This is a genomic window from Corynebacterium sp. CMW7794 (assembly GCF_001563605.1).
GTDB classification, from domain to species: Bacteria; Actinomycetota; Actinomycetes; order Mycobacteriales; family Mycobacteriaceae; genus Corynebacterium; species Corynebacterium phoceense.
Window position 1 is genome coordinate 77,797 of the sequence record NZ_KQ961737.1, and the last position, 15,249, is coordinate 93,045.

General features: G+C 65.3%; 15 protein-coding genes. 11 read left to right on the top strand and 4 right to left on the bottom strand.

Going from position 1 to position 15,249, the window contains the following annotated elements; translation table 11 throughout:
• The first annotated feature begins 20 nt into the window (after nt 1-20).
• Both HMPREF3227_RS06635 and idi read left to right on the top strand, forming a co-directional pair.
• Nucleotides 21-563: a hypothetical protein gene (locus HMPREF3227_RS06635; protein ID WP_196131411.1), complete on the top strand. Its 543-nt coding sequence runs from the start codon at nt 21-23 to the stop codon at nt 561-563.
• Nucleotides 560-1,063: an isopentenyl-diphosphate Delta-isomerase gene (gene idi / locus HMPREF3227_RS06640; protein ID WP_066511469.1), complete on the top strand. Its 504-nt coding sequence runs from the start codon at nt 560-562 to the stop codon at nt 1,061-1,063. The genes HMPREF3227_RS06635 and idi overlap by 4 nt, the downstream gene beginning before the upstream one ends.
• Before the next feature lie 112 nt (nt 1,064-1,175).
• On the opposite strand, the gene HMPREF3227_RS06645 is transcribed toward idi, so the two are convergent.
• Nucleotides 1,176-2,402: a carboxylesterase family protein gene (locus HMPREF3227_RS06645; RefSeq protein ID WP_066511474.1), complete on the bottom strand. Its 1,227-nt coding sequence runs from the start codon at nt 2,400-2,402 to the stop codon at nt 1,176-1,178.
• Between the two features lie 25 nt (nt 2,403-2,427).
• On the opposite strand from HMPREF3227_RS06645, the gene HMPREF3227_RS06650 reads away from it, so the two are divergent.
• Nucleotides 2,428-2,607, top strand: a complete 180-nt coding sequence (locus HMPREF3227_RS06650) for a hypothetical protein (protein WP_066511478.1) — start codon at nt 2,428-2,430, stop codon at nt 2,605-2,607.
• A complete protein-coding gene (locus tag HMPREF3227_RS13540) occupies nt 2,591-2,752 on the top strand; it encodes a hypothetical protein (RefSeq protein ID WP_168162255.1) in 162 nt (53 codons plus the stop codon). Before HMPREF3227_RS06650 ends, HMPREF3227_RS13540 begins: the two co-directional genes overlap by 17 nt.
• On the opposite strand, the gene malQ is transcribed toward HMPREF3227_RS13540, so the two are convergent.
• Complete coding sequence (gene malQ, locus HMPREF3227_RS06655) at nt 2,742-4,814, bottom strand: 4-alpha-glucanotransferase (RefSeq protein WP_231732331.1); 2,073 nt, start codon at nt 4,812-4,814, stop codon at nt 2,742-2,744. The two genes, HMPREF3227_RS13540 and malQ, sit on opposite strands and share 11 nt — an antisense overlap.
• A 76-nt stretch (nt 4,815-4,890) precedes the next feature.
• Between malQ and HMPREF3227_RS06660 the strand changes: the two genes are divergently transcribed.
• The 3 genes from HMPREF3227_RS06660 (at nt 4,891) to HMPREF3227_RS06670 (ending at nt 8,521) form a co-directional block, all read left to right on the top strand.
• Entirely contained in the window at nt 4,891-6,723 is a 1,833-nt protein-coding gene (locus HMPREF3227_RS06660; RefSeq protein WP_066511491.1) for an AMP-dependent synthetase/ligase, read from the top strand.
• A gap of 116 nt (nt 6,724-6,839) precedes the next feature.
• Nucleotides 6,840-7,523 (top strand): hypothetical protein, encoded by a 684-nt coding sequence (locus HMPREF3227_RS06665; RefSeq protein ID WP_066492427.1) that lies wholly within the window; start codon nt 6,840-6,842, stop codon nt 7,521-7,523.
• 98 nt (nt 7,524-7,621) lie between these two features.
• Entirely contained in the window at nt 7,622-8,521 is a 900-nt protein-coding gene (locus HMPREF3227_RS06670) for an endonuclease domain-containing protein (RefSeq protein ID WP_066492425.1), read from the top strand.
• Nucleotides 8,522-8,612: 91 nt separating this feature from the next.
• Here HMPREF3227_RS06670 and HMPREF3227_RS06675 read toward each other — a convergent pair whose 3' ends face one another.
• Together HMPREF3227_RS06675 and HMPREF3227_RS06680 are read right to left on the bottom strand one after the other, a co-directional pair.
• Nucleotides 8,613-9,653, bottom strand: a complete 1,041-nt coding sequence (locus tag HMPREF3227_RS06675; protein WP_066511500.1) for a CNNM domain-containing protein — start codon at nt 9,651-9,653, stop codon at nt 8,613-8,615.
• Nucleotides 9,646-11,013 carry a hemolysin family protein gene (locus HMPREF3227_RS06680; protein ID WP_066492420.1) on the bottom strand — a complete coding sequence of 456 codons (1,368 nt, stop codon included), beginning with the start codon at nt 11,011-11,013 and terminating at the stop codon, nt 9,646-9,648. The genes HMPREF3227_RS06675 and HMPREF3227_RS06680 overlap by 8 nt, the downstream gene beginning before the upstream one ends.
• Before the next feature lie 130 nt (nt 11,014-11,143).
• Between HMPREF3227_RS06680 and hemW the strand changes: the two genes are divergently transcribed.
• The 4 genes from hemW to HMPREF3227_RS06700 are packed head-to-tail and all read left to right on the top strand — an operon-like array spanning nt 11,144 to nt 15,244.
• Nucleotides 11,144-12,295, top strand: coding sequence for a radical SAM family heme chaperone HemW (gene hemW, locus HMPREF3227_RS06685; protein WP_066511505.1), 1,152 nt, complete (start codon nt 11,144-11,146; stop codon nt 12,293-12,295).
• Nucleotides 12,296-12,300: 5 nt separating this feature from the next.
• On the top strand, nt 12,301-13,329 hold the full coding sequence (gene hrcA, locus HMPREF3227_RS06690; protein WP_066511515.1) for a heat-inducible transcriptional repressor HrcA: 1,029 nt from the start codon (nt 12,301-12,303) through the stop codon (nt 13,327-13,329).
• Nucleotides 13,330-13,378: 49 nt separating this feature from the next.
• Nucleotides 13,379-14,521 (top strand): molecular chaperone DnaJ, encoded by a 1,143-nt coding sequence (dnaJ, locus tag HMPREF3227_RS06695; protein ID WP_066492409.1) that lies wholly within the window; start codon nt 13,379-13,381, stop codon nt 14,519-14,521.
• Nucleotides 14,522-15,244, top strand: coding sequence for a 16S rRNA (uracil(1498)-N(3))-methyltransferase (locus HMPREF3227_RS06700; RefSeq protein WP_066492407.1), 723 nt, complete (start codon nt 14,522-14,524; stop codon nt 15,242-15,244).
• Nucleotides 15,245-15,249 lie beyond the last annotated feature (5 nt).

Genomic DNA, 15,249 nt, shown 5'->3' on the forward strand with positions numbered 1-15,249 from the left:
TATTCCGGAAGGTTCCTCCATTGCGTAAGCTCACCGTGGCATTTCTTGTGTCCGCCGCGTGCCTCCTCGCCTCGTGCAGCATCCTCGAACCAGGCGAGACCGGACTCAACCCAGGCGACGACATTTCCGTGACCACCTCGGAGACCCCCGCCTACCAGCCGCAGGACGTGAAGAACAAAGAGGTCAACTCGGACCTCGGCGCCCCCGTCCACGATGACGGCATGAACGTCGATTGGCAGCTCCAGGGCGTCTACTCCGACTCCGTCCAGGGGAGCGTGCTCACCGTGCTGCTCAAGAACCTCAACGACCAGCCCCTGCCTGTCGACGCCGTGACCGAGCCAGTCCTCGAGGTCGCCGACGGCAACGGCGGCTGGACCCGTGTCGAGCTCCTCCCGTATGACCCAGAGGCCAACGCGGACGTCCTCGCGCCGGGCCTCGACATGCCGCTGGGCGCGCATTCCGCGACGAACCTTCAGTACCGCTTCGACGCCGCCCCCGGCACCCTGTGGAACGCCCGCCTCACGATGGGCAACGTGACGTGGACTGGAAACCTCAACCTATGACGGAACTCGTAGTCCTCTGCGACGACGCAGGAAACCCCACCGGCACCGCCCCCAAGGCAACCGTCCACACCAGCGACACCCCCTTGCACCTCGCGTTTTCCTGCTGGGTCTTCCGCGGCGACGACGTGCTCCTCACCCGCCGCGCGCTCACGAAGAAGACGTGGCCCGGCGTGTGGACCAACACCTTCTGCGGCCACCCCGGCCCCGGCGAGGCCACCGTCGACGCTGTCCACCGCCGCGCCGCCTTCGAGCTCGGCGCCCAGCTTTCCGATGTCGCCCTTGCCCTACCCGATTTCCGCTACCGCGCCGTTGATTCCTCAGGCGTCGTAGAAAACGAGATTTGTCCCGTCTACACCGCTTGGCTCGCGGGCACCATCGACCCGAACCCGGAGGAAATCGACTCCTACGCGTGGGTTCCCCTCGATGACGTGCGCCGCGCTGTCGCCGCGACCCCCTTCGCGTTCAGTCCGTGGATGGTGGAGGAGCTCGCGCTCCTCTAATTCCCCTACGACCTCAAAGGCCATATCCCGTTGGCCATATTCCCTGGTCGCTCATTTTCGTCTCGTTTAGGCGACCTGCGGTTATGGCCACCGTGACATGGCCTTCTTGGTTTTAGTCCTCCTGGAACGCCTGTCCCACGTAGTCGAGCGCACCGTACGTGGTGGTCGCCTCGCCGGTGTCGAGGTTGAAGCGCCACACGGCGTGCTCGGGGTGGTACGGCTCGAAGCCCGGCTCGCCGGTGCGTGCGAGGCGCTGGAGCCAGCCGGTGAGTGGGGACTCGGTGACGCCGAAGAGCGGGCGCAGCTCTTGGCAGTGCAAGGCGTTGCCGTCACGAACGAATTCGACCATCCACGTGTTCACGTTGTGGCCCACGAGTTCGACCCAGCGGCGGATGCAGCCGTCGCCGATGAGCCGACCCACAATGCCCTTCGTGCCCGCGAGGTCTGCCCACGTGCTGAAGCGCTCGCGCCGCATGCCGAACTTGGGCGCAATATACCAGCCAATCGCCTTGGGAAACGGCGCGCGGTCGAAACGCTCGCCGAGGTTGGCGAACTCTTCGCGCGTGGAACCGAGCACGATGGGAATATCCGCGAGCTGCGTCGGGTCGAGCGGGTAGGGGCCGAGCGCCATGTCGAAGCCGAACTTCTTGCGAAACTTCGCGTAGCCGGCCGCGAGTTGTTCGTCGGTGAGTTTGTCCAGGCCCGCGCGCGTAATGGGCACCTTGAGGATCTGCCGCAGGGTGGCCTTGCGTGCCTCGAAGGGCTCGCGTGGGTAGCACGGCGAGAGCGCGACGAGACGACGGAACGCGCCGCGGTAGTGGTCCCGGCGCGCGAGCCACAGACCGATGGTCGCGCCCGCGGATTGACCGACGAGCGTGACATTCGTGGGGTCACCGCCGAAGGCCTCGATATTGCGCTGGATCCACTCGAGGCCCAGCTGCGCGTCGTCGATGGCGCGGTAGCGGAAGTACTCGTCCTCGGGGAATTTCGCGAGTCCCGCCAGGCCCACGCGGTAGCCGAGCTGCACCTCGACGATGCCAGCCCGTGCATTCGCGCTGCCCTCGGCCCGCGGATCTTCGTGGGTGCCCGACTCGAAGCGTCCGCCGTGGATATAGACGATGACGGGGGCGTCGCAGGCGTCCTCCGGTGTGGTGATGGTGAGCGCCACTGCGTCCGGCTGCGGCTCGCGCGCGTCGACGATGCCCTGGTCACCCAGCTTTTCCGCGTCCGCGAAGCGACTCGGGATATGCGAGTAGGGGATGGAGTGGAAGTAGCGGACTCCGCCTTCCGCGGTGCCGCGGAACGTGCCGCTGGGGGCCTCAATGCTCAACTCGTGCATGCCTTAAAGACTACAATTGCTCCCCATGGAATGGTTGCGCGAGGTCCTGGACGCCTTCTCCCAGTGGATGGTGGAGGCGCCCATCGCGGTGCAGATGCTCATCCTCACGGTGGCGGTGGTGCCCGCCTTCGTCGCTGTGGCGTGGGTGCTCATGTTCTGCATTGACCGGGTGGCTAGAATAAAGCACCATGTCGACGCCGAATAACAATGATCCGCGCGAGGGCCTGTGGGACCCGGAGCGCCGCCCGGTCAAGCGCAAGCGGGCGCTGCCCAAGTCCCGCGTCGCGCCCACCCTGCTGGCGATGTTCGCTTTGATCTTCATCGCCGCCGTGCTCGGCTTTATCTTCTAGACGCCTCCGCGACCTGCTGGAAGAGCTCGAGGCCCGCGAGGTCCTCGATAATTACCGGCTTGCCGTCCGGATCCGTAAGCGGCATGCACCAGTTGGGGTAGGTGTCGTGCGTCGTGCCCGGCATATTCTGCGCGCGGCGGTCACCCACCATGTCCACGAGGTTCGTGCACGTGAGCGCCGACGGCGTGCCCGCCATAAACTTGTGCAGCGCCACGAGCTGTTCGCGCTCGGTCTCGGCACCCGGCGCGGCGACGGCAAGGACGCGGTCCATCCACTCGCGCTCGCCAGCGAGCTCCTCGTCCGCCGGACGCGTGAGCAGGCCCAGGCGGGCGCGCAGCGTGATGTGCTCGCCAGCCAAGTACGCGAGCGTGGGCGGCAGATCGTGCGTGCCCACCGAACCGAGCGCCAGCGCGCGGTAGTCCTGCTGTGCCAGCGCGCTCACATTGTCCGAGGCGTGCTCGAACCACACGATGGACGTGCCCATGACACCGCGCGACGCGAGCGCATCCAAGACCCACGGCTCGAGCGTGCCCAAGTCCTCGCCAATGAGCACCGCGCCAGCGCGCTCGGCCTCGAGCGTGAGCACGCCGAGCATCGCCTCCCAGTCATAGGCGACATACGCGCCCATCGTCGGCGCCTGCATGCGCGGAATCCAGTACAGACGGAACAGGCCTAGCACATGGTCGACGCGCACGCCGCCGGCGTTGCGCAGCACCGTGGCCATCATGTCGCGCCACGGCTTGTAGCCCGCCTCCGCCAAACGGACAGGGTGCCATGGCGGCTGGGACCAGTCCTGGCCCATCTGGTTGTACTCGTCCGGCGGGGCGCCTACCGATGCCGCCGGCGCCAGGTAATCCGCCAAGCTCACCGCCTCTGCGCCGCCCGGGTGAATGCCCACCGCGAGGTCGGTGACGAGGCCGATGCCCATGCCCGCATCGATCGCCTTCTGTTGCGCCGCGGCGAGCTGCTCGTCGCAGAGGAACTGCAGCCACGCATAGAAATCCGTGAGCTCGGTGAGGCCTTCCGTCATCGCGTGGCGGCGGCCCGTGTCGCGCGCCAGGTGCTGCTCCGCGCACCACACGGCGAAGTCGCGCAGCGCCTGGCCCTCGCGGGCCTGGTACTCGCCGAAGGCCACCGCGCGCTCGTCGCTGAGCGGGTGCCCAAACATCGCATGGAGGGCCTGGAGCTTTGCCTCGAAGATGTCGTTGCGCACGATTTCCCCAGCCGACTGGTTGCGGGCGCGGAATTCCTCGGCGAGCTCGGCGACATCGGAAAGCTCGTCGGGGGAGAGGTTGTTCAGCTCCGGGACGTCCTCGACGCGCAGGTAGATGGGGTTGACGTAGCGGCGCGAGGTGGGCAGGTACGGGGAGTCCTCGACCGGTGGGAAGGGCTCGGCGGCGTGGAGCGGGTTGATAAGCAGGAAGTCCGCCCCAGCGTCGTGGGCGAGGGTCTGGGCGAGCTCGCCCAGATCGTGGAAATCGCCCATGCCCCAGGACTCGGCGGAGCGCACCGAGTAGAGCTGTGCCATGACGCCGCCGGTCGGGTGCTCGAGGTACTGGTCCACGGTGGACAGGCGGGTGGGGGTCACGATGAGCGGGCATGTGGCAGCGATTCCCTCGGAAACGAGTTCAATTTCGTGGTAGCCCAGCGGCAGGTCGCCCGGGACGTGGAAGGTGGCCTCGCCCCACATCTGGCCCGCGACGTCAGCGTCCGGCTGCATGTTCTCGTCCTGGTAGACCTCGCGCGTGCCGCCGTCCTCCAGTCGAATCTCGACACGGGCTTCCATGCCCGCGTGGACGTGGACGTCGAAGCGTTTCTCGTGCCCCGACGTCGTCACCACACATGCAGGCAGCGGCCGTGACATACGGGTCTGGTACTCCTCGAAGAGCAGGCGCGTGAGCTCCTCATCGGAAGGATCGGAGCTCACGTTCACACCGAGCGCGGTGAGGGTATAGAGAATAGACGAGGTTGGGGTGACGATGTACTGGCCGCCCGCGGAGGTATACCCGGTGGCGACGCCGTACCGTCCGGCGAGTTCGCTTAGCAGCTCATAATTAATCACGAACCCGATTGTGCCATCTTGAAGCGTTGCTAGAGTGGTGAATAGCAAATTTATCGCGCTACAAGGAGTTTCGCCCATGACCCTGCAGGAAGCCACCACGCCCGCCCCGTTTACCATCGAGCCGGGCGAAACGTGTCTCACCGCCATGATGGACACCGCCAAGGCGCGCCCGCACGGCGTCATGTTTACCCGACCGGCCAACTACGAGTGGGTTAACGTCACCGCGAAAGAATTCGTAGACGAGGTCTTCGAGGTGGCCAAGGGCCTCATTGCGTCGGGTGTTGAGCACGGCGACCGCGTGGTCCTGCTGTCGAATACCCGCTACGAGTGGTCGCTGCTCGACTTCGCCATCTGGGCCGCGGGTGCCGTAAGCGTGCCGATTTACCCGTCCTCCTCGTTGTCCCAGATTCAGTGGATTGTCGAAGACTCCGGCGCCGTGCTCGCTATTACCGAGACCCGTGACCACTCCGAGCTCATGCGCCACCTCGTCCTCGGCGAGGACGGCCAGCCGGGTATCAAGGGCTCGCCCTCGCAGCTGCGCCGCATGCTCGAAATCAACTCCTCGGCCATCGCCACCCTCAAGTTCGAGGGCCGCGAGGTCTCCGATGACCAGGTCTGGGAGCGCATTCACGGGACGAAGACGGAGGATCTTGCCTCGCTCGTCTACACTTCCGGTACCACCGGCCGCCCCAAAGGCTGCATCATCACCCACCGCAACTGGTTGGCGGAGGCCCGTGGCCTGCTCACCAACCCCATCGGCGCCATCGCCGTCCCGGGTTCTCACGTGCTCACGTTCCTGCCGCTTGCCCACGTGCTCGCCCGTGCGGTCTCGCTCGCCGTGGCCATCGGCGGCGCCTCGCAGAACCACTGGTCTGACTTCTCGACCATCACGATTGAGTTCGCCCGCTCGCGCCCGAACCTCATTCTCGGCGTCCCGCGCGTCTTCGAGAAGGTCCGCAACGCCGCGGCTGCGAAGGCCTCTGCGAACCCGGCGCAGGCGGCCATCTTCGCCCGCGCTGAGGCCACTGCCATCGAATATTCCAAGGCGCTCGACCAGCCGGAGGGCCCGTCCCGCCTGCTCAAGGCCCGCCACGCCATCTTTGACAAGCTCGTCTACTCCAAGGTCCGCGCGGCCATGGGCGGCGACGTCAAGTACGCGATTACCGGTGGCTCCGCCATGAGCCCGGACCTCCTCCACTGGTACCGAGGCCTGGGCGTGCCGGTCTATGAAGGCTATGGTCTCACCGAGGTCGCCGCGGCCGCCGCCGTCGACTTCGTGGACCAGACCATCGGCACCGTCGGCCCGCCGCTCGAGGGCGTGTCCATCAAGATCAACGACGAAGGTGAAATCCTCATCAAGGGTGACATCGTCTTTGACGGCTACTGGAACAACCCGGAGGCCACCGCCGAGTCCATCCAGGACGGCTGGTACAACACGGGTGACCTCGGCGAAATCAACGACGAAGGCAAGGTCGTCATCACCGGGCGCAAGAAGGACCTCATCGTCACCGCCGGCGGCAAGAACGTCTCGCCGGGCCCCATGGAGGACCAGCTGCGCTCCCACCCGCTCATCTCCCAGGCGATGGTGGTGGGCGACGGCAAGCCATTCATCGGCCTGCTTGTCACCCTCGACGACGACGCCCTGGCTCGCTGGCGCCTGGCTCACAACATCCCGGAGGGCCGTTCCATGAAGGAGCTTGCTACCGATGCCACCCTCCGCGCCGAGATTCAAGACGCCATCAACCAGGTCAATTCCACGGTCTCCCATGCCGAGGGCATTAAGAAGTTCTTCATCCTCGAAACCGACCTCACGGAAGAGGAAAACGAGCTCACCCCGACGATGAAGGTCAAGCGCAACGTCGTGGCGCAACGCTACGCGGATGCCATCGACCACATTTACCAGCGTTAGATTTCCTGTGAAATCCATCGGAGTGTCGCACAGTTAATCCGCGCGGCACCCGATAGAGTTTCACCCGTTGAGCAAAACCCTCAACCTTTACTAGAGGTCTTGAAAGGAGTGCGCGGGTGCACAAAATCGCCGCTGAGCTGCGTCACCGCGAGCTCACCCAGGAGCTCTACAACATCGGCGACGAGGTTGTCGAATACATCGAGCACCTCATCGAGGCCATCGAAGACTGGGACGACGAACTCACCCTCGACTGTCTGGCCGAGCTCCACGACATCGTGGGTGACGCCCGCCGCGACTCCGGCCGCGTCGTAGGCGAACTCATCGGCCTGCGCCACGCGCTCGTCTCGGGCGTACGCGCCGGCACCATCTCTGCGGCCGTCACTGGCGACTTCGACATCGAAGCCCCACGCGACGTCACGGCCCGCACTCTCACGCTCAAGTTTCCGCTCGAAGGACCCCAGGTCATCTCCGAGATGGCCCACGCCCTCCAAGGCCGCACGTTCCTCGTCACGGACTACCTGCGCGACATGGTCGAGTACGTCCTTGAGCAAACCGATGCCGTCGCCCGCAACCTCGACATGGTCTCGCTCCCGCAGCTCTACCGCCGCTCCGGCGAGTCCGTCGCCACCGCGGTCGAGGGCTGGCTCCACACCGTGGTCCACGCCCAGCCTGCCTATGCCCGCGCCATGCGTGGCCACAACCCGCCGCCGTTCCTCGAGGAACGCGCCCGCGTCAACGCCATCGTGGCCAAGGTTGCCGCGAAGCGTGCCGCCGCCCGTAAGAAGGGCCAGACGGCTTAAACCCCACATTCTTCGACTCCCCGCAGCACTCCCTCTTCCGCTGCGGGGAGTCGAGCCTTATCCGGAACCTTTCGCGGCGTGCTGCGGTCTAAGGAGGTATGAACCTTCACGAAGTAATCATCCGAATCCCCGGAGATCCGAAAGCCTCGAGACCCCTTATCGACGGAATCTCTGACGGCGCCTACCTGCGTCTCGGCAATGCTCACGCCGTGGCGCGTGGCGCGTGGTCGGAGATGCCCGCCTATCAGCAGCACCATCTCCGCACGCTGGCCATAGGTCGCGAGCTGCGCGGCGGCGTGCTCGCGGGGCGTTCCGCTGCGCGGGTTCACGGACTATGGGTAATTGCGGCAAAGGAAGAGCGCGTCCATGTCGTGTTGCCTTCCGGTGGCCGGCGTCCGCGTGGTGCATGGGGACCCCACACTCTTTATCTCAAACGGCGAGTTTTCCCCGAGGATATCGTTGAGCTCCATGGCATCCGCGTGACAGCGGCTCCGCGTACCTGCGTTGATATTGCGTGCTGGGAGGGCTTCGCGGCCGGTCTCGCGGCGATGGATTGCTTCTTGAGCAACGGCGGCCACCCTTCTGCCTTGCAGAAAGCCATTGCGCGTGCAGCACGGCACAAAGGAGTTGCACATGCCCGTCGGGCTTTCGCCGCTGCGCGTAACGACACCGAGTCGCCTTACGAGTCTTATTTCCGTGCGCTGCTCCTCGACACTGAGATTGCCGGCCTAGTGAGCTGGCGCGAACAAGTCTCGCTCTATGGCTATCGGGTCGACTTCCTCATGCCTGGCGGGCTTGTCGTCGAAATCGATGGCGACAGCAAATACGGTGAGCGCCCAGAGTCGGTCATCGTCGCGGAGCGCAAACGGGAGAAGGAACTCACCAACCGTGGCCACCGAGTGCTGCGTTTCTCTCCGCGGCAGTTGCTTACGAAACCACAGCAGTGTCTCGCCCTACTGGAGCAGGCCCTCAGCGAGGTGAACGCAAAACAGAAGTAAACCAGAAGAAGTGAAGTTTTCGATCAATTTTTCGAGTGGTTCACTTCTTCTGGTTTACTCTTGAGGTCTCCGGCGCGTGCGCCTCGAGGGGCTACGACGCCGCCGGCGGAGCCGCCTGATCCAGCTGCTCCGTAATCTGCGGCCACAGCTGGCCCATGATGTCGTCCCACGTGAGGATCCAGGCCGCGTTGTCGGAACTCGGGCGGCCGACCATGACGAGCTGTTCGCCGCGGGCGCGCATGAGATCGAGCGTGCGCTGCACCGTGGCGGTGGGCGTCACGATGACGGCGGGGCGGGAGAACTCGAGCGCCTTCGTGTCCGGGGAAGCGAGCAGAGTGTCTCGGACGTGGACCACGCGGACATTGCGGGCGCGGTCGAAGACGAGGACGCGCATGATGTGCTTGGACGTCACGAGACGCTGCAGGTCGGCGACCGTCGCATCCGCGGGCAGCGGCACGATCTGGGAACCGTGGGCGCGCGCCATGTCGGCGGCCGTGGCGGACTCGAGCTCGATGACGCCGGTGATTTGGTTCGCGGACTCATCGTCCATGGTGCCGACTTGGCGGGAGTGTTCGACGAGATTGCGCAGCGTCTCCGGGTCGTAGCCAGCCGCACCCGCCCGGTCGACCGGGGTTTCACCGGCGGCGCGGACCATGTGGTTGGCCATGGTGTTGATCCACGTGAGCAGCGGGCGGAAGACCCAAATGAAGCCGCGCGCGGGAACTGCGATGAGCTGCAGCGCCGTCTCCGGATGGGTAATCGCCCAGGACTTTGGGGCCATCTCGCCGATGACGAGGTGGATGAAGGTGACGATGAACAGCGCGAGGATGAACGCGACCACGTCCGCGATGCCCAGCGAGAGGCCGAGCGCCTCGAGCGGGTGCATGAGCAAGTGGTGCACCCATGGCTTGGTCACGGCACCGAGGATCAGCGTGCAGGCGGTAATGCCCAGCTGCGCGCCGGCGAGCATGATGGTGAGTTCGTTGAGGGAGCGCAGGCCGGCACGAGACGTGCGGGAGGTCTCCGCGGTTTCTTCGAGGCGGTTGCGGCGCGCGCCCATGGTGGCGAACTCGATGATGACGAAGAACGCGGACGCGATGAGGATGAGGATGGTGATGATCAAATCAGTCATTGTCGGCCTCCTCTTCGATAAGTTCCAGAGCAAGGGAGGACGGGACGTGACGCTCGACCTCCTGGACGGTGATGTGGAGGCGGCGGGTGGGGGCATCGTCGCCCTCGACCCAGTCCTCCGGCTCGGCCTCGAGCTCGACGGAGAACTCTTCGCCTTCCTCCGGCAGAGAGGAGGACTGCGCGATGAGCAGGCCCGCGATGGTCTCGTAGTCGCCATCCGGCAGGTCGTGGCCCACGGCGCGCTCGATCTCATCGATGGGCGTGTCGCCGTCCACGATCCAGTGGGAGTCGTCCGTCTCCGTGATTTCCTCGGTTTCCTCAAGATCGTGTTCGTCCGTGACGTCGCCGAGGATTTCCTCTGCGAGGTCCTCCATGGTGACGATGCCGATGAAGCCGCCGTATTCGTCAATGACGCACGCGAGCTTCTCGGAGGAATCGCGCAGCTCCTTCACCGTGTCCGGCAGGTCCATGAGCTCCGGCACGACGACGGCCTCGCGCATGAGCGTGGTGACGTGTGCGTCGGAAGGCAGTGTCGATTCGAGCACGTCATAGAGGTGCACGACGCCAATCGGATTGTGCTCGTCATCGATGACGGGGTAGCGCGTGTGGTTCTCAGCCATCATCTCGCGCACCTCGCCCAGCGTGGTGTCCGGGTCGACAACGTCCACGCGCGAACGCGGAATCATCGCGTGGCCCGTGTCATGTTCCGGGAAGTCGAGCAGACGGTCGAGCACCATGTACGTGTTCTCGTCCAGGGTGCCAGACTCGTGCGAGTTGTCCACGATGGATTCAAAGTCTTCCGTCGTCGCCGAGGAATCGAGGTCCTCGACCGGCTCAATGCGGAACAGACGCAGCAGGCCGTTGGAGGCGTACTCGAAGAAGTGGATGAGCGGGCCGAAGATGCGCAAGTACCAGCTCGTCGAGTTGGTAATGCCCATCGTTACCTTCATGGGCGTGGCGAGCGCGTAGTTCTTCGGGAACAGCTCCGCGAAGACCATGGACGCCACCGTCGACAAGGCGAGTGCTGCCACGGTGCCGACGGTCACCGACGCCGCGCGCGGGATGCCCACGCCGCCGAGGAGCTCGCCCAGGCCGTTGCCCACGAGGGGCTCTGCGATATAACCCACCAACAGGCCGGTGACCGTAATGCCCAGCTGCGAGCCGGAGAGCACGAACGAGGTGCGGTGGGTGAGCATGAGCGCGCGCTCTGCTTTTTTATCCCCCTGTGCCGCCATGGTGCGCAGCTGCGCGCGGTCCACGTTCATAAACGCAAACTCTTGGGCCACGAAATACGCGTTAAACGCGATGATGATGCCAATGACAACAATGCCTAGGACAATCATGCCGATTGCAGTCCACATGGCTAGACCCCGCTCCTAAGCTTCAGGAAACGGGGACTTCGACTCGGAGGTTCCACCTCGGTAGTGCCTTTCTTCAGGTAGCAGATTAAAAGATGAGAAATAGCGTACACGCACGCTAGGCTAAAACGCTATGAATCCTCCGTTTGGCGTTTATATCCATGTCCCGTTTTGTTCTTCACGCTGCGGATATTGCGACTTCAATACCTATACGCCGAATGAATTAGGGGGCACCGAACTCATCGGCGCCTACCTCGACGCGCTCGACCTCGAACTTGAGCTGGCCGCTGCTCGCGCGCCTCAGCGTGCCGATACCGTCTTTATCGGCGGAGGCACTCCCTCCCTGCTTGGCTCGGAAGGCCTTGCACGCATTGTGAACAAGGTCAAGGACACCTTCGGGCTCCAGCCCGGCGCCGAGGTGACGACCGAGTCGAACCCCGAATCCACGAGCCCCGAGTACTTCGCGGCGCTCCGCGACGCCGGTTTCACGCGCATCTCGCTGGGCATGCAGTCCGCGTCTTCGCACGTCTTAAGAATCCTTGAGCGCGTCCACACGCCCGGCCGCGCCTTCGACGCCGCGCGTGAGGCGAAAGACGCAGGCTTCGAGCATGTGAATCTCGACATGATTTACGGCACGCCCACGGAAACGGATGACGAGGTCAAAGAAACCCTGGACCGTGTCCTTGAGACCGGCGTCGACCACGTCTCCGCGTACTCGCTCATCGTCGAAGACGGCACCCGCATGGCCCGCAAGGTGAAGAAGGGGCTGCTGCCGGCGCCGGACGAGGACGTCCTCGCGCGCCGCTACGAGTTCATCTCCGAGACTCTGGAAACCGCAGGTTTTCAGTGGTACGAGGTCTCCAACTGGGCGAAGCCCGGCGGGGAGTGCCAGCACAACCGCATCTACTGGGTCGATGGCAACTGGTGGGGAGCCGGCCCCGGCGCGCACTCGCACCTCGACGGCGAGCGCTTCTATAACGTCAAGCATCCGCGCCGCTACGTCGACACCCTCGCGCACGGCGAGCTGCCCATCAAAGAATCAGAGACGCTCACGCCGGAGGAACGCCACGAGGAAAAGGTGATGCTCGGCCTGCGCCTGCGGGAGGGCATCCCGGCGGACTGGATAAGCGACAACGCGACGCAGACCCGTGACCGCTTCATCGACAGCGGCCTCCTCGAACTCGCAGGCGGTCGCCTGCGAGTAACAAAGGAAGGCCGCCTGCTCGCTGACGGCATAATCACCGACTTGCTCGTCGCCGAGGAACGAGGCGACGAAGTACACTAACGGGCATGTCTACCTCAACCGAAGCGCGGCGCCGCGAGGTCCTGCGCGCCATCGTCTCGGACTTCATTGCGAGCCAGGAGCCAGTGGGCTCCAAGGCGTTGCTCGAGCGCCACCAGCTGGGCGTGTCCTCGGCGACCATTCGCAATGACATGGCGGTCCTCGAGGACGCCGGGCTCATCACGCAGCCGCACTCTTCGTCAGGGCGCGTGCCCACCCAGGCGGGCTATCGCCACTTCGTCGACACGCTCCACGACGTCAAGCCGCTGTCCAAGCCGGAGCGCCAGGCCATCCTGCACTTCCTCGAGAACGGCGTGGACTTGGAAGACGTGCTGCGCCGCTCCGTGCGGCTGCTCGCGCAGCTCACTAAGCAAGCCGCCGTCGTCGCGATGCCGAACCTCAAGGTCTCGCGCGTCAAGCACTGCGAGGTCGTGGCGCTCTCCCCGGTGCGACTGCTGCTCGTGCTCATCACGGACGCCGGCCGCGTGGACCAGCGTAACGTCGAGCTCGACCAGATCATCGAGCCGGACGACGTCGCGCGCCTGCGCGACCTGCTCAACCAGGCGCTCGAGGGCCGCACGCTCGACGAGGCCTCCGTGGAGCTCGCGCAGCTTACCGAGCACGCGCCGCTCGACCTGCGCGGCCATGTGCTCAACTGTGCGACGACGCTCATCGAAACGCTCGTCGAGCACCCCGCGGACCGGCTCATCATTGCGGGTGCCTCGAACCTCACGCGCGTGGCCCGCGACTTCCCGCAGCGCCTGCCCGGGATCATCGAGGCCCTCGAGGAGCAGGTCGTCGTGCTCAAGCTGCTGTCCAAGGTCCCGGATCTGGGCAACGTCTCGGTCGTTATCGGCGAGGAGCATGAGGAGGATCGCCTGCGCGGCTCGTCCGTCGTCGCCACCGCGTACGGCACTGACGGCGCGGCGCTGGGCGGCATGGGCGTCGTGGGACCGACGTTTATGGACTATTCGGGAACAATTTCCAAGGTTTCTGCTGTTGCACGCTATGTGAGTGACATCGTGGCGGGCGAGTAAACTCGCAACGATCCCCGAAGACGATTGAGTAAAGGACTGGTAATTTCCCGTGGCTCGTGATTATTACGGCATTCTCGGCGTGGACAAAGACGCTACCGATCAACAGATTAAGAAGGCCTACCGCAAGCTAGCGCGCAAGTACCACCCGGATCTCAACCCGGACGACGCGGAGGCCGCGGAGAAGTTCCGCGAGGCCTCGCTCGCCCAGGAGGTCCTGCTTGATCCGCAGAAGCGCCAGATTGTCGACCGCGGCGGCGACCCCATGGAGCAGGGCGGGTCCATGCCTGGCGGCGGATTCGCCGGCGGCTTCGATACCGGCGGCCTGGGCGACATCTTTGCCGAGTTCTTCGGTGGCGGCGCGGCGTCTCGCGGCCCGCGTTCGCGCGTGCAGCCGGGCTCGGATGCGCTGCTGCGCACCCAGATCACGCTCGAAGAGGCGTTTGCTGGTGCGAAGAAGCCCGTCACCATCGACACGGCCGTGCTCTGCGATACGTGCCACGGCTCCGGCTCGGAGTCCGGCTCCAAGCCCGTGACTTGCGAGACCTGCCACGGCGCCGGCGAGGTTCAGGAGGTCCAGCGTTCCTTCCTCGGCAACGTTATGACCTCCCACCGCTGCCCGACGTGCCAGGGCTACGGCGAAGTCATCAAGGACCCCTGCGGCCACTGCGGTGGCGACGGCCGCGTAAAGAAGCGCCGCGACCTCACCATCAATATCCCGGCTGGCATCGGCGACGGCATGCGCATTCGCATGTCGGGCCAGGGCGAGGTCGGACACGGCGGCGGCCCGGCTGGCGACCTCTTCGTTGAGGTCCATACGCAGCGCCACCCCGTCTTCGAGCGTGACGCGGACGACCTGCACGTCACGGTCCGCGTCCCCATGGTCGACGCGGCGTTGGGCACGAATTTCACCGTCACGCAGCTCGACGGCACGGACCTCGAGGTCGAGATCGAGCCGGGCACGCAGCCGGGCCAGACAATCTCCGTCGAGGGCCAGGGCATGCCGCGCCTGCGCACGGACGGCCGCGGCCGCCTGCTCGCGCACGTCGACGTCGTCGTGCCTACCGACCTCGACTCCAAGTCCCGCGAGCTGCTCGAAGAGGTCCGCGACCGCACCGAGCACACCACCGCCATCCACACCGAGGACGAGGAAGACAGCTTCTTCGACCGCCTGCGCGCAAGGTTCCGCCGCTAAATGAGCCTTGCCGTCTTCCGCGTAGAATCGCTCGCTGGCGCGAGCGAGAGTGATATCGTTGAGCTCTCCGGGCCCGAGGGCCGCCATGCCGTCACCGTCAAGCGCGTCGCGCCCGGCGAGCGCATCCAGCTTGCCGATGCCGCCGGGCGCCTCGCCACAGTCACCGTCACCGAGGTGCGCGGCAAGGACGCGCTCGTCGCGCGCGTCGACGAGATCGAGACCATCCCCGAGCCTGACCCCAAGGTCATTGTCATCCAGGCGATCCCCAAGTCCGAGCGCGCCGAGCTTGCCGTCGACCTCGCGACGCAGGCCGGCGCGGATGGGATCATCGCGTGGCAGGCGGACCGGTGCATCGCCAAGTGGGACGCGAAGAAGGCTCCCAAGGCGCTCGCCAAGTGGCAGTCTGCGGCGACCGCTGCCGCCAAGCAGTCGCGCCGGGCGCGCGTGCCCGAGGTCACCGGTCCCTTAAGCACCGCACAGGTCGCCGAGCTCATCAATGGCGAGACTGCCTACGTCCTCCACGAAGACGCAACGACATCGCTGCGCGATGTCGAGTTACAAGGAACGGTGTACCTGCTCATCGGGCCGGAGGGCGGCATCGGCAGCACAGAGCTGGCTAAGCTGGGGGCTACGGCGGTGAAGCTGGGGCCGGAGGTCTTGCGGACGGCATCGGCAGCAATGGTGGCCTTGGCCGCCATCGGGGTGCGGACCTCGCGCTGGTAGATTGG

Coding starts and splice junctions, on each gene's coding strand:
- idi (WP_066511469.1), top strand. CDS start 560: ATGACGGAACTCGTAGTCCTCTGCGACGACGCAGGAAACCCCACCGGC.
- HMPREF3227_RS06650 (WP_066511478.1), top strand. CDS start 2,428: ATGGAATGGTTGCGCGAGGTCCTGGACGCCTTCTCCCAGTGGATGGTG.
- HMPREF3227_RS06680 (WP_066492420.1), bottom strand. CDS start 11,013: ATGTGGACTGCAATCGGCATGATTGTCCTAGGCATTGTTGTCATTGGC.
- HMPREF3227_RS06660 (WP_066511491.1), top strand. CDS start 4,891: ATGACCCTGCAGGAAGCCACCACGCCCGCCCCGTTTACCATCGAGCCG.
- HMPREF3227_RS06700 (WP_066492407.1), top strand. CDS start 14,522: ATGAGCCTTGCCGTCTTCCGCGTAGAATCGCTCGCTGGCGCGAGCGAG.
- HMPREF3227_RS13540 (WP_168162255.1), top strand. CDS start 2,591: ATGTCGACGCCGAATAACAATGATCCGCGCGAGGGCCTGTGGGACCCG.
- HMPREF3227_RS06675 (WP_066511500.1), bottom strand. CDS start 9,653: ATGACTGATTTGATCATCACCATCCTCATCCTCATCGCGTCCGCGTTC.
- HMPREF3227_RS06645 (WP_066511474.1), bottom strand. CDS start 2,402: ATGCACGAGTTGAGCATTGAGGCCCCCAGCGGCACGTTCCGCGGCACC.
- hrcA (WP_066511515.1), top strand. CDS start 12,301: ATGTCTACCTCAACCGAAGCGCGGCGCCGCGAGGTCCTGCGCGCCATC.
- HMPREF3227_RS06670 (WP_066492425.1), top strand. CDS start 7,622: ATGAACCTTCACGAAGTAATCATCCGAATCCCCGGAGATCCGAAAGCC.
- hemW (WP_066511505.1), top strand. CDS start 11,144: ATGAATCCTCCGTTTGGCGTTTATATCCATGTCCCGTTTTGTTCTTCA.